At 45.2% G+C, this 13,441-nt stretch carries 12 protein-coding genes; 5 read left to right on the forward strand and 7 right to left on the reverse strand.

From position 1 onward, the window contains the following. The first annotated feature begins 102 nt into the window (after positions 1-102). Positions 103-1,467: an MATE family efflux transporter gene (locus tag EP13_RS10510; protein WP_044057252.1), complete on the forward strand. Its 1,365-nt coding sequence runs from the start codon at positions 103-105 to the stop codon at positions 1,465-1,467. On the opposite strand, the gene EP13_RS10515 is transcribed toward EP13_RS10510, so the two are convergent. The 3 genes from EP13_RS10515 to EP13_RS10525 are packed head-to-tail and all read right to left on the reverse strand — an operon-like array spanning position 1,437 to position 4,130. Beyond that, positions 1,437-2,084, reverse strand: a complete 648-nt coding sequence (locus tag EP13_RS10515) for a nucleotidyltransferase family protein (protein WP_044057253.1) — start codon at positions 2,082-2,084, stop codon at positions 1,437-1,439. The two genes, EP13_RS10510 and EP13_RS10515, sit on opposite strands and share 31 nt — an antisense overlap. A 28-nt stretch (positions 2,085-2,112) precedes the next feature. After that, on the reverse strand, positions 2,113-3,294 hold the full coding sequence (locus tag EP13_RS10520; RefSeq protein WP_044057254.1) for a vWA domain-containing protein: 1,182 nt from the start codon (positions 3,292-3,294) through the stop codon (positions 2,113-2,115). After that, entirely contained in the window at positions 3,294-4,130 is an 837-nt protein-coding gene (locus tag EP13_RS10525) for an AAA family ATPase (RefSeq protein WP_044057255.1), read from the reverse strand. The genes EP13_RS10520 and EP13_RS10525 overlap by 1 nt, the downstream gene beginning before the upstream one ends. A 227-nt stretch (positions 4,131-4,357) precedes the next feature. On the opposite strand from EP13_RS10525, the gene cysK reads away from it, so the two are divergent. Together cysK and EP13_RS10535 are read left to right on the forward strand one after the other, a co-directional pair. Beyond that, complete coding sequence (gene cysK / locus EP13_RS10530; RefSeq protein ID WP_044057256.1) at positions 4,358-5,323, forward strand: cysteine synthase A; 966 nt, start codon at positions 4,358-4,360, stop codon at positions 5,321-5,323. 203 nt (positions 5,324-5,526) lie between these two features. Beyond that, on the forward strand, positions 5,527-5,985 hold the full coding sequence (locus EP13_RS10535) for a nuclear transport factor 2 family protein (RefSeq protein ID WP_044057257.1): 459 nt from the start codon (positions 5,527-5,529) through the stop codon (positions 5,983-5,985). 70 nt (positions 5,986-6,055) lie between these two features. Here the strand turns inward: EP13_RS10535 and ggt are convergent, their stop codons facing one another. Both ggt and EP13_RS10545 read right to left on the reverse strand, forming a co-directional pair. After that, positions 6,056-7,810, reverse strand: a complete 1,755-nt coding sequence (gene ggt / locus EP13_RS10540; RefSeq protein WP_044058906.1) for a gamma-glutamyltransferase — start codon at positions 7,808-7,810, stop codon at positions 6,056-6,058. 18 nt (positions 7,811-7,828) lie between these two features. Then, positions 7,829-8,593, reverse strand: coding sequence for an enoyl-CoA hydratase (locus EP13_RS10545; RefSeq protein WP_044057258.1), 765 nt, complete (start codon positions 8,591-8,593; stop codon positions 7,829-7,831). 161 nt (positions 8,594-8,754) lie between these two features. Here EP13_RS10545 and rrtA point away from each other — a divergent pair, with 161 nt between their 5' ends. Next, the gene (gene rrtA, locus EP13_RS10550; RefSeq protein WP_044058907.1) at positions 8,755-9,354 is read left to right on the forward strand and encodes a rhombosortase; all 600 of its coding nucleotides are present in this window, start codon (positions 8,755-8,757) and stop codon (positions 9,352-9,354) included. A gap of 55 nt (positions 9,355-9,409) precedes the next feature. Here rrtA and EP13_RS10555 read toward each other — a convergent pair whose 3' ends face one another. Further along, positions 9,410-11,935: a S9 family peptidase gene (locus EP13_RS10555; protein ID WP_044057259.1), complete on the reverse strand. Its 2,526-nt coding sequence runs from the start codon at positions 11,933-11,935 to the stop codon at positions 9,410-9,412. 219 nt (positions 11,936-12,154) lie between these two features. Between EP13_RS10555 and EP13_RS10560 the strand changes: the two genes are divergently transcribed. Further along, entirely contained in the window at positions 12,155-12,694 is a 540-nt protein-coding gene (locus EP13_RS10560; RefSeq protein ID WP_044058908.1) for a glutathione peroxidase, read from the forward strand. Between the two features lie 141 nt (positions 12,695-12,835). Here the strand turns inward: EP13_RS10560 and EP13_RS10565 are convergent, their stop codons facing one another. After that, a complete protein-coding gene (locus EP13_RS10565) occupies positions 12,836-13,435 on the reverse strand; it encodes an FMN-dependent NADH-azoreductase (RefSeq protein WP_044057260.1) in 600 nt (199 codons plus the stop codon). Between the last annotated feature and the right edge of the window lie 6 nt (positions 13,436-13,441).

The raw sequence follows: 13,441 nt of genomic DNA on the forward strand, positions 1-13,441 counted from the left end.
CAACACTAGGGTGACGTCCTCGTGTTGTTTTAATCAAACAATATTGAATTATCTGGCCCATAAGCACCTCTGCATGTGGCCATCATTGAAAAGAGTACTAGGGTGAATAAGAAACGCTTTTTGCTAGAAGCTAGAGATGTATTAAAACTGGCCTGGCCGTTGTTGATAGCACAAATAACACAGATGCTCATGGGCGTGAGTGATACCATTATGGCTGGCCGCTACAGTGCCACCGACATGGCCGCTGTAGCACTGGGTTTTAGTATCACCATTCCGCTACTTTGTTTTATTCAAGGAATCGCCCTCGCGCTTCCCCCCATTATTTCAAGGTTACAGGGGAACAAAAACTTAGCGGGCATTGCGGATGCTAGCCAACAGGCCGGCTACTTGGTCTTTTCCGTAGGCGTAGTGATTACGGCTTTTATTCCCTTTGTTTCCAACATTGTGTCTATGTTCCCCATGGCTCCCGAGCTTTACACCATCACGGTCGATTATGTCACTTATGTATTGCTTGCTATGCCTGGGTTCGCCTTGTATCAATGGCTACGTAATTATTGTGAAGGGCTAGGTAAAACCAAACCCACTATGACCATTACTGTCATTGGCCTAATGGCCAATATCCTGGGTAACTATTTGTTTATTTACGGTGCTGGACCTATTCCTGCCATGGGGGGGGCCGGCTGTGGTGCCGCTACCGCTATTGTTATTTACACCATGCTCATTGCCACCGTCATTTACGTGCGATTTGCTCCGGCATTAAAAATGTATCGCTTATTTGATACGCTATACCGCCCTAACCTAGCCGTGATTCATCGAACCTTTAAAATGGGCTTGCCCATTGCAATGACCATATTGTTTGAAGTTACGCTGTTTTCAGTCATTGCTCTTTTACTCGCGCCATTCGGCGCCACCATGGTGGCTGCCCACCAGGTGGCGCTAAACTTCTCTGCACTGATGTTTATGTTTCCTATGAGCATTGGCATGGCGGTGGCCATTAGAATAGGGTATAGAATTGGTCAGAATAATCACAGACAAGCGAAAATTGCCGCTCGTAGTGCAATAATGATTGGCTTTTTCACCTCCGTTTGTACTGCCACCTTCACCCTGTCTGCCAAAGCATTTATTATTGGCTTATATACCAGTGATGAAGCCGTCTACTCTCTGGCGAATGCGCTACTGATATACGCCGCCCTTTTTCAACTGTCTGATGCCGTGCAAGTTATTTCAGCCAATGCACTTCGCGGTTATAAAGATACAACGGCAATGTTTATTATTACCTTCGTATCTTACTGGTTGATTGGCTTACCTACAGGGGTCATTCTAGGGCGTACACAGTGGTTAACGGATGAACCTATGGCTGCGGCAGGCTTTTGGATTGGCTTATTTGTTGGGCTAAGTGCGGCGGCCATTATGCTTGGTGCTCGCCTACTGTATATTCAACGGCCTTCGGCGCGAGTCGCTAGCTGATCCCAATCCTCGGGTGTATCTATATCCCATTGTGCATTGGGTATAGATACAGCCGTTACTTTGCCGTTCTCCTGCCAATGCGAGATCAGGTGTTTAGCGCCTTTGTCCCCACTCAGTTGTATTAGCTCTTCAAACGCCTTTTGGGGGAAAATAGCCGGTACCGTATAGTTACCTTGCCATTCACAGCAAATAATATGCTCAGGTTCACGCTCACTGGCGTGAAGCAGCGCACGGTAATCTCCGTCGGTTAAACAAGGTAAATCGGCAAGGCCCACCATAATATGGGATGGCCTAGAAGAAAATGGCTGTGATTGCGACATAACGGACGACACCCCCAAGCTAAGGCTTGTCCCCATGCCCTTATGCCAATTGGGATTAAAAACGCTTTGCACTGGCAGGGCATTCAGGCTTGGTTGAATGGCTTTTTGCCATTTACCCGTGACCACCACTACCGAAGGCGTTGTGGCCTGATAACTCAAAGCCTGAATAAATCGTGCGGCAGTATGGCTCAATAATGTTTGGCCTGTTTCTGGGTGACAGGACATTAACTTATTACCATGGAACCGGCGACTTTGCCCTGCACTTAGCAGTACACCGGCTACCGTTAACTTACTCATTCACGCTTTTTGCCCATAAGTTGATGAATTAACGAGAACGACTTAACCCTTTAATGGCTTGGGTTAATCCTTCTAAAGTTAACCCATACATTTTATCTTCCACTATCTCTTGCATAATTTTTATAGAAGAATAATAAGGCCAATATTGCTCAGGCTGCGGATTAAGCCACACCGCATGGCTAAAGTGATTGAGCAATCGCTGCATCCAAGCGCTTCCCGGCTCTTCGTTCCAATGTTCTACGCTTCCACCTGGATACGTAATTTCATAGGGGCCCATGGTGGCATCTCCAACGAAAATAACTTTATAGTCACTGCCGTATCGATGAATAATGTCCCACACAGGAATACGCTCTTTATCTCTGCGCGCGTTATCTTTCCACACCTCTTCATACACGCAATTGTGAAAGTAAAAGTACTCAAGGTACTTAAATTCAGTTTGCACGGCGGAAAACAGCTCCTGTGTGGTTTTAACATGGGAATCCATTGAGCCACCTACATCGAAGAACATCAGTACCTTAACCGCATTGTGCCGTTGCGGCGTCATGTGAATATCTAACATGCCCCCTTTTTTAGCGGTTTCTCCGATGGTAGTGGCCACATCAAGTTCTTCACTTGCCCCCGTTCGGGCAAACTTGCGTAATTTTCGTAGTGCTACCTTGATATTTCGCGTACCCAGTTCAACGTCTGAAGACAGGTTTTTAAACTCTCGTTTGTCCCACACCTTTGCAGCAGAAAATTTTCGATTCCCTTTTTGCCCTATGCGTACGCCTTCAGGATTGTCGCCATACGCACCAAAAGGCGACGTTCCGCCAGTGCCTATCCATTTATTTCCGCCTTGGTGACGCTTTTCTTGCTCTTCTAAACGCTTCTTCAGCGTTTCCATCAGTGCCTCTAATCCCCCGGCTTGCCGCAAGGCTTCCCGCTCTTCTGGGCTAAGGTTTTTTTCTAATTCTTTTCGCAACCACTCTTCAGGTATGTCTTTGCCGAACAAGTCTATGGACTCAACCCCCTCGAAATAATCCGCAAATGCCCTATCGAATTTGTCGTACTGGGTTTCGTCCTTAACCATAATCGTGCGAGATAGGCTGTAAAACCCGTCGAGATCGGCGTAAACCACGTGCTTTTCTAACGCTCGCAGCAAATCAAGCAATTCCCGTAGGGTGGTTTTAACCTGATATTTTCGTAACGTAAAAAAGAACTGAATAAGCATTATCGACGCGCCATAAAGACCAGTTTTTCAAACAAATGAATATCCTGCTCGTTCTTTAACAACGCACCGTATAAAGGCGGGATAGCCGCTTTGCCATCTTTATTGTGTAGAGCTTCAGGAGAAATATCTTCCGCCACTAACAATTTTAACCAATCAATCAGTTCTGAGGTTGATGGCTTTTTCTTTAATCCCGGTACTTCTCGAATGTTGAAAAACGCCTTTAACGCCTCATCCAATAAACGCTTTTTCAAGTGTGGAAAGTGAACGTTGACAATCTCTTGCATATCTTCTGGTGAAGGGAATTGAATATAGTGGAAGAAGCAACGGCGGAGAAACGCATCGGGTAGCTCTTTTTCATTATTAGAGGTAATAATAACAATGGGTCGCTGTTTTGCCACAACTCGCTCTTGAGTTTCATAAACAAAAAATTCCATTTTATCTAACTCAAGGAGAAGATCGTTTGGAAACTCAATGTCGGCTTTATCAATTTCGTCAATCAATAACACGGGGCGCTTTTCAGCGCTGAACGCCTCCCACAACTTGCCTTTAACAATATAGTTACCTATATCGTGAACGCGATCATCCCCTAACTGTGAATCTCGCAAACGCGAAACGGCGTCGTATTCGTACAACCCTTGCTGAGCTTTCGTCGTAGATTTGATATGCCACTGAATAAGATCGGTACCAAGACTTTCAGCCAATTCTTCGGCTAACATGGTTTTACCTGTGCCCGGCTCACCCTTAATAAGCAGCGGTCGCTCTAGGGTGATGGCTGCATTAACGGCCAGTTGAAGATCTTTGGTTGCGATATAGTTAGACGTGCCACTAAAAGCCATTGTGCTCTTACTCCGTATAATTCTTCGTCTTCATGTATTTTAACAATAACATATAGCTAAAAAACACTTTGCATTTTTACGTTTGGGACCAATGATATAAGGGTAAAGTGAAATTCCCTAATTCAGGCTATGAATTATTAACTATTATTAGTGCCTGTATTCTTTGTTCACAACTAACACGACAGACGGAATTTCCACATAAATCAGGAACGAGTTAAGGATTAATAATGAACGTATTTGACGACAATTCGCTTTCTATTGGCCGTACGCCACTAGTTAAATTAAACCGCGTAACCTCAGGTAACGTGTACGCTAAAATTGAATCGCGTAACCCAAGCTTCAGTGTGAAGTGCCGTATCGGTGCCAATATGATTTGGGATGCTGAGCAACGTGGCGTGCTTACGGAAGGTAAAGAAATTGTTGAACCTACCAGTGGTAACACGGGTATTGCATTAGCCTTTGTGGCGGCTTCACGCGGTTACAAGCTAACCCTAACTATGCCTAGCAGCATGAGTTTAGAACGCCGTAAGCTACTTAAAGCATTAGGCGCAAACTTGGTGCTTACCGAAGCGCCTAAAGGCATGAAAGGTGCCGTCGCCGCAGCGCAAGAAATTGTCGCCTCTGATCCTGATAAATATGTCTTGCTTCAACAATTCGACAACCCTGCTAACCCCGCTATTCACGAAAAAACCACTGGCCCTGAAATTTGGGAAGACACAGACGGTAAAGTAGACGCGTTTGTCGCAGGTGTGGGCACAGGCGGTACTATTACAGGGGTAAGTCGTTACCTTAAAAATACCCAAGGCAAAGCGATTACCTCCATTGCGGTAGAGCCTACTGATTCACCGGTTATTACACAAGCACTGGCAGGTGAAGAATTAACACCAGGGCCGCACAAAATTCAAGGTATTGGCGCAGGTTTCATTCCTGGTAACCTCGATCTGGATCTGATTGACGAAGTTGAGCAAGTCACCAACGAAGAATGTATGGAAATGGCTCGCAAACTGATGACAGATGAAGGGATACTTGCGGGTATTTCATCTGGTGCAGCAGTAGTGGCCGCTAAACGCTTCGCTGAACGCCCAGAAAATAAAGACAAAGTTGTGGTGGTTCTACTTGCCAGCGGAACAGAGCGTTATTTAAGTAGCCCACTTTTTGCGGGCGCATTTGATGAGCAAGAAGAAGTGCAGTAACGCACGCATTAAATGTAATATAACGATGAAAAGCGAGGTTTAGCCTCGCTTTTTTGTTTATGTATTGTAGCCGTAGGAAGTTTGTAGAATAATTTACCTTCTGAGGTGGTCTTTTCGACTAAATTCGCCGGTTTGAAATTGAAACACTGGTGCCCTCATACTATGTATTAGAAACGGACGTCGACTTAAAAGGTAACCTATCTATGACTACACGTAAGTGGTACGCCCTCATTGGGCTTTTTACGGTGGTGTTTTTAACCGCATGCGGTGAAAAAGAAAAAGGCATTGGCCGATACGGAATGCTTGACGAAAGCACCCCCGAGTACGTGACTGTGGTCTTTTTGCAAAGTATTTATGAAGACGATAATTTGGATTTAGCCATGCGCCTGTCGAGTGACAGATTAGCGCGCATTTTGAAGAAATATCATACTAATCGGAACGTACAGCGGCATTTATTAAATTTAAAGTACGATTCAGTAACAATAACACCGCAGAGCAACAATAGCGTTGGACGAAGCGAGTTCGCTGAAAAATCCACCATCACCGTGTTTCTTAGCGGACAATACGACAACGATAAAGTTGAAGATATTCGAAGCCTAGATTTAGAAAAAATAGATGGTGAGTGGAAAGTCACAAAAATTCACCCCGATCATTTCTTTTAAACGTAGCGAACATAAAATCGATAGTAAAAGGCCGCGTGATACGCGGCCTTTTTCGTTTTTCATCAGTGCATTACTGGCCTACGGCCACTCCTTCTCGGCGTGGATCTGCACCACCAATTAATTTACCTGACTTAAACTGGATCCCATGCAAGCCACTGTTTAAATCTACCACTTTCACTGTGTGACCTAGCTTTGTTAACGGCGCCTCTAAATCGGCGATGGGCGTACCTTTCTCCAGCGCGGTGTAGTCATTTCTATTGGTCATTTTTGGCAGGTTGATAGCCTGTTGGATATCAAGACCAAAATCGATAATACCAATCAGGGTTTGCGCCACATAACTAATGATACGCGAGCCGCCTGGCGAGCCAATCACCACTTCGAGGTCCCCCTTATCATCGAACACCATCGTTGGGCTCATCGCACTGCGTGGACGCTTTCCAGGTTCAACCCTGTTCGGCACAGGGAAACGATTCTTGGTGGGTGAGAACGAAAAGTCGGTAAGCTGGTTATTTAACAAGAAGCCCCCCACCATAATGCCCGAACCAAACATAAATTCGATACTGGTGGTCATCGACACCGCATTCCCTTCTTTATCTACTATAGAGAAATGCGAGGTATTGGGCAGCTCCATTGACGTGCCCATGGCAATTTCAGCATCACCATATGGATTTCCAGCCTTCGCTTTGCGCCATGGCTTGTCAGCATCAATACTTTCAGCGCGTCTGGCTAAATAAGCGGTATTGATCATGGCTGCATAGGGCAATTTGGTAAAGTCCGTATCCGCTATAAACTTTTCGCGGTCGGCGTAGGTTAGCGCGCTCGCTTGGCTATACACGTTCGCAAAGGCCACTGAGTCTGGTTTCATGGTACTCAGTGGCTGGCCTTCCAGCATTTTAAGGAGTTGGAACACGTTAATGCCGCCTGAACTCGGCGGAGCCATTCCGCAAATACTCTTATCACGGTAAACACCGCATACAGGATCGCGTTCTTTTGGCGTATAGTTTGCTAAATCTTCCAGCGTCATTTTACCTGGGTTGATACTTGCGGTATTCACCGCTTTGACTATTTTCTCAGCCAGTTCACCGGTGTGGAGGTAATCAGCGCCATGCTCAGCAATACCCGTTAAAGTTTTGGCAAGTGCCTTGTTCTTTTTAATGGTGCCTTCTTTTAACGGCATGCCAGCGGGATAAAAATAAGTTGAACTGCTAGGAAAGGTTTTTAACCCCGGATGATAGTCCAGTGCCACCAGCTTAGCTAAACGTGGCGATACCTTAAAGCCTTTCTCCGCTGTTTCTATGGTATCGTCGAATAAGGTGTTCCACGGTAACTTGCCGAATTGTTTATGCGCAAGTTCAAGTGCTTTAACCGCACCGGGCACCCCCACTGATTTGCCTCCGACCACAGCCTCTAGCCACTTCATTGGTTTGTTGCCATCCATAAACCAATGCCCATCTACAGCTGAAGGCGCCATCTCTCGGCCATCAAACGTATGTAGCACTTTATTTTTATTATCCCAATATAAAATAAAGGCCCCGCCGCCGATTCCAGAAGATTGAGGTTCAACCAAGGACAACATAGATTGAATGGCTACCGCGGCATCTATTGCACTCCCCCCTTTCTCAATAATATTCTTACCGGTCCACGAAGCATAAGGGTTAGCAGCCACCACCATGTAGTCCTCTGCCACAAATGCCTTTTTCTCAATATAGCCAGTTGCCGCTTCGGGTTCACCAACCTCACGCTTTTGCTGCGCGCTGGCAGAAAAAACAATACAACTCGTTAATGCCAATGTAATGGCAGATGAATAGAACCAAGAACGTCGTATCAAAATGTGTGATCCTCATTATTTGAATTTGTCTGGATTAATTGGGCGCTTATTTAAGAAAGCATCAAAGGCTTCTTGGGCTGCATCCATACCCATAGCTTGAATAAACACATCTAGCTCTATGTCCATCTGTTGACGGATAAGATCTGTGTCGTTGTTTAAAAGCGATTTAGTTTGCAGTAATGAAAACGCTGGTTTCTCTACTAGCTTCTTACACACTGACATGACTTTATCAGACAAGCTTGTCTCGGGCACAATGTCAGTAAGTAGGCCAAATTGATAGGCATCTTCTGTGCCAAAGGGTTCGCCTAGCATTAACCACTCGCTGGCTTTTCGACGCCCAGCTATTTTGGGTAAAAGATAACTTGAGGCATATTCAGGAACAAGGCCTAAGTTGATGAATGGCAGAACAAATCGGGTATTTGGTTGGGCATACACAAAATCACAGTGTAATAGCATGGTGGTCCCTATCCCTACCGCAACACCATGAACTTGAGCAATAACCGGCTTTTCACAATCCATTAGCGCGCGCATAAAGGCTGCAGTTTCTGCTACGTGCTCGCTCTCTTCTTTGCTGGCAAAATCCTGAATATCGTTGCCAGCGGTAAAACAATCTCCGTGACCCTTCAATAAAATAACCCGTATGTCTGGGTGATGCTTTGCATCAAAAATAGCATCCGCCATTTGTTGATACATACTACGAGTTAAGGCGTTTTTCTTGTCTACGCGATTGATGACAATGTGTAAAACGTGATCTTCTATATGGGTGAGAATGTGAGACATACCTACCTCCTGCGATTAGGTGTAGCGTCCAACACCTATGTAGCGGTGGGTGATCACCCTACACAATGGACGAGTGAGAATTTTGCCAAGCTTTTACACGCTCAAGGCTATTTTTTTGTATCATAGCCAGCAAATCACTATTTCAACAATAATTTACAATGATAATGTCACTGCCGTATTCGCTTAAGTATTCTCTTGGCCCTTTAATTTTAGCCTTCATCACAACCTTAGCCTTTTTCTTCGAACCCGCTTCAGGCCAATACTTCGCCTATGACAGATACGCCATTCAGGGCCTAGAAACATGGCGCTTGCTAACCGGTAATCTGGTTCACACTAATGGCTACCACTTATTGCTCAATTTAGCTGGCGTCGTATTACTGTGGGCGTTACATGGCGAACACTACAGAGCGGGCTTATATTTAAAAGTATTTGCGTGGTGTGGTTTGGGCACTAGTGCGGGTCTTTATTTCTATGCCCCGGATCTTATTTGGTATGCCGGGTTATCGGGTGCGCTGCATGGCATTTTTGCATGGGGCGCATGTATGGATATTCTCAATCGTATGAAATCAGGTTGGGTACTACTGGCTGGCGTGGCAGTTAAAGTGATTTACGAACAGACGGTGGGCGGCAGTGCTGATGTGGCTGCACTTATTGATGCCAAAGTCGCCATTGACGCGCACTTATTCGGTGCAATGAGTGGCGTACTTTTGTTTTTCCTTATGTGGTTAACGAAATTACCCTTTCGCAAAACGGCGAAGTAAAAAATAAGGCGCCCATGAAGTGCGCCTTACTCATCTGTTGTTATACCGATAATGACTAAAGGTGAGTTTCAAACAACTTGTAGATACGTCGGTACTCATCTAGCCACGAGCTAGGCTGCACAAAGCCATGGGGTTCGACCGGGTAAATTGCGGTTTCAAAATTTTCTTTTTCTAATTCGATTAAACGCTGCACTAAACGCACGGTATCATGAAAAAACACGTTGTTATCCACCATAGGTGCATTAATCAGTAACGGCTTTTGCAGCCCATCGGCAAAATAGATAGGCGAGCTGCGCTTATAGGCAATAGGGTCGATTTGAGGCGTGTTTAAAATATTCGACGTATAACCGGTATTATAATGCGCCCAGTCTGTTACCGGCCTTAACGCAGCGCCGGCTGCAAACAAATCAGGTTCTTTGAACATGGCCATAAACGTAAGGAAACCACCATAAGAACCGCCGTAGGTCCCAATTCGTGATGTATCCACATTCGCATGGTTGGCTAACCAATTTACCCCGTCTCGTAAGTCTTCAAGTTCTGGTTTGCCCATGTGGCGGTAGATAGCCGTTCTCCAGGCACTGCCATAGCCCGCGGACGCACGGTAATCCATATCGAGCACGACATAACCTTGCTGTGCCAACATGCTGTTAAACATAAACTCTCTGAAATAAAGCGACCAGCCATAGTGTGCATTTTGTAAGTAGCCTGATCCATGGTTAAAAACCACGGCTTTATTCGGTGTACTGCTGTCGCTATTTTTCGGCAAATACAGTCTGGCGTAAATTGGCGCTTCGGTATGGCTTGAAGGTATTTCAATAATGCGTGGTTCAGTCCAAGGCATCGCATTGTAGGCGTCGGTGGTACCGAACGTCACTTGCTGGGCAGCGCTATCTTGGCCAATCTTTTTAACATACAACTCAGGCGGACGCTGGATTTTGCTGTGGGTTAACAGCAGCGTTTGTTCGTCGGGACTGAGTTTGTAGTCAGCCATGCCGCCCAAATTCGTCAGGGCTTCTGACTGCAGCGTCTCCACATTCACCCGATAAATCTCGTACATACCGGGGTGCTTGACATTCGCCTTATAGTAAACGTATTTGTCATCCTTGGTTAACGTAGGATGACTGGCCACAAATGAGCCGGCAGTCAGCGCCACAGGGCTTTCATTTAACGCTTTGATATAAAGGTGAGCGTAACCCGTTTCTTCTGATTGATAATAAAGGACATCTGAATGGTGAAGCCAGCCAAACGCATTGTGACGGTAATTAATCCAAGCGTCATTGTGTAAGCGATGTTGATTCACCAATTCGCCATTCTTAAAATTTACTGTCGCAATCCATCGGTCTTTATTGTCCCAGGCCTCCAGCATGACGGCCACTTTTTCACCCGATGTATTCCAACGAATTGTGGGTTTGTTCCAACGGGTAGCAGACATTAACCGAATATCCCGTGGAAGGCGGTTTATTTCGTAGCGCTCGCCTTTCGCTTCTGCATTTTCTCTTTTAACGTCTGCCAATACGTCTTCGTTAAAGCCGGGTAAATTAAAATACGTCAGTTCACGCTTTTCTCCAGCCGTTAAATCAATTAACCACAATTGATGGTTAACTGGCTTAGCATCAACTACACGCTGACGGACAGACTGGCTCGCAATACGCCCATCTTCTTGAATATAGTGAGGCATAATGTCGGATTTATCGCGAGTTGCTCGTTTTTCTTTAGTGGCGATAATGGCATATCGGCCATTTGGCGAGACACTCACTCCCGCCAAAGTGTGAGCGGCGTCAAAGTAAAATGGCACAGGAGCAATACTGTTATTGTACTCAGCGATTTGACGTTTTTGCGCTGCTTTTTCTGTTTTGTTGTGACGTTGTTTCTTTATGTATTCAATTAAGGTTTGTTGCTCTTTAGCAATGTAATCCTTAGCAGGCTTCACCGGTGAGGGCTTTTCGCCGAATACCCACTGAAGTAGTTCTTCACGTTGACCATTTTCTAAGTTAATGGCAATAAATCTATTGCCATTAAGTGCCATTAGTCGTCCATCGGTCATAAACGACAGCATGGAAAGTCGTGAGCCCCCCCTGGTTAACTGGACAAGCTCACCATCGGTAAACTGTACATACGCACTGTCGCCGTAAAGAAATGCAACCACGCCATCGTTACGTTCTACCCGCTCTTTGAAACGATATTTATGAAGTTGGCTTAACGGTGCCTTTTGTGTTGCCGTTGGCGCGGTTAACGGCGCAATATAGGTTTCTCGATTCACGCTTCCTTCTTCGTTAAGTTCGTAGACTAACGCCTTACCATCGACAGACCAGTTCATAGAAACAGGAAAACGCCCCATCCAACTGGGATCTGACATGATTTTCTCTAACCTAATGACGGTTTCGCCATTCTGTTTGAGCGACGACGACTGAGAGGTCGATTCCAAGGTATCATTGTTGCTTAAGCCCTTGATATCTTGAGTTATCGCGGATTCTGACTTTACTGCATGAGAGGGAGCTTGCTTCTCCGTAGACGTTGTTTGACACCCTGTGACCACCACTGTCATTAATGTGGTCAAAAATAAACATGACGAAACTTTCATAATTACTGCAATTTCTTTTTAGTTGTTTTAATTTGTACTCAGTATACCCAATTACGCTAGATTAGGGCGCGGCGCTTGCCGCTCACTATTGTCTAACAAACGCATACTTAACCCTAATAACGTTTAACCTAAACCACTTTGCTAATAACGCTGTGTAGCAAAGCCATAATACTAATACACTATAGGACAGCCACTGTGAAGTTATTCAGCCGACACACCATTGCCTCAATACTGACCCTTGTAAGCTTATTCCTTGCCCCCACCATCAGCGCAAGTGAATGCCCCGCCGTACTTAAATTTATGAAACGAAAATTAAACTCGCAAGAAACCGTCAACCTATGTGAAGACTACGCAGGAAAAACCGTGCTTGTGGTTAATACCGCCAGTTATTGTGGTTACACGCCGCAATTTGAAGGATTGGAAGCCTTATACAGTGATTATAAGGATAAGGATTTTGTGGTGTTAGGCTTTCCTTCTCACGACTTCAACCAAGAAGATAATGACGAAGGTAAAACAGCAGAACTTTGCGAGCTCACCTACGGCGTGAAATTCCCCATGTTTGAACCCACATCGGTGAAGGGAGATGATGCTGATCCCATGTTTAGAATGCTGGCAAAAGCCACGGGGAAAGCACCAAGTTGGAATTTCAATAAATACCTAATCTCACCGGATGGAAAAACCATTACTCACTATCCTGGTTCAGTAAAACCTTCTGATTACGGATTTATTGATGATGTAAAAGCGTATGTAGAAAATTAAGCGTTTGTGCCTATTCCTACACTGGCAAACATAAAAAAGCCCCGCGTGATACGCGGGGCAACAAGCACACTCAACTTGGAACACACTTTAGCGGTAACGTAGAAGATACGTTTCGCCAACTGCAATAATTTAGTCAACAAACTAGCTTAAGAGTTCAACAATTTCGCCCTTCGCTTGCTCAATACTTTTCGTTGCTTGTTCCTCACCCATGTTAAGTCCTTCTGCATAAACAAAATTAATCTCTTTTATGCCAATAAAATTAAGGAAATGTTTTAGGTATGGTGTTTGGGTATCAAAATCTGAGCCCGCATAAATTCCACCCCGCGCAGAGAAGACGGTTGCGGACTTACTCTCAAGCAAACCAACCGGCCCGGTTTCAGTGTACTTAAATGTAATTCCTGCCCGCGCAATACGATCGAAGTAGGCCTTTAAGCTTGAAGGAATACCGAAGTTGTACATAGGAACCGCGAGTACAATTTCATCCGCCTGTTTGAGCGATTCAATCAGATCATCAGAATGTTTCGCCAATGCAACTTGCTCATCAGAGCGAGCATTTTCTTCTGTCATCCACGCTTGCATCTCAGCCTGCGTTAAATGAGGCAAGGCGAGATCAGCAACATCTAAAGTAGTCACCGACGCTTGGTCGCTCGCCGTCAGCTTATTTAAATAGTCACGCGCTAAGGTTGTAGAGTTACCACTTTCGCCATTTAAGCTAGAAAATACAGCAAGTACCTTTTTCATATCTGT

This window comes from Alteromonas australica, assembly GCF_000730385.1.
In the GTDB taxonomy this organism is placed as follows: Bacteria; Pseudomonadota; Gammaproteobacteria; order Enterobacterales; family Alteromonadaceae; genus Alteromonas; species Alteromonas australica.

What these genes read in the sequence shown, in the direction of transcription:
- cysK (WP_044057256.1), top strand. Translation starts at nt 4,358, where the DNA reads ATGAACGTATTTGACGACAATTCGCTTTCTATTGGCCGTACGCCACTA.
- EP13_RS10515 (WP_044057253.1), bottom strand. Translation starts at nt 2,084, where the DNA reads ATGAGTAAGTTAACGGTAGCCGGTGTACTGCTAAGTGCAGGGCAAAGT.
- EP13_RS10535 (WP_044057257.1), top strand. Translation starts at nt 5,527, where the DNA reads ATGACTACACGTAAGTGGTACGCCCTCATTGGGCTTTTTACGGTGGTG.
- EP13_RS10520 (WP_044057254.1), bottom strand. Translation starts at nt 3,294, where the DNA reads ATGCTTATTCAGTTCTTTTTTACGTTACGAAAATATCAGGTTAAAACC.
- EP13_RS10545 (WP_044057258.1), bottom strand. Translation starts at nt 8,593, where the DNA reads ATGTCTCACATTCTCACCCATATAGAAGATCACGTTTTACACATTGTC.
- EP13_RS10555 (WP_044057259.1), bottom strand. Translation starts at nt 11,935, where the DNA reads ATGAAAGTTTCGTCATGTTTATTTTTGACCACATTAATGACAGTGGTG.
- EP13_RS10525 (WP_044057255.1), bottom strand. Translation starts at nt 4,130, where the DNA reads ATGGCTTTTAGTGGCACGTCTAACTATATCGCAACCAAAGATCTTCAA.
- EP13_RS10565 (WP_044057260.1), bottom strand. Translation starts at nt 13,435, where the DNA reads ATGAAAAAGGTACTTGCTGTATTTTCTAGCTTAAATGGCGAAAGTGGT.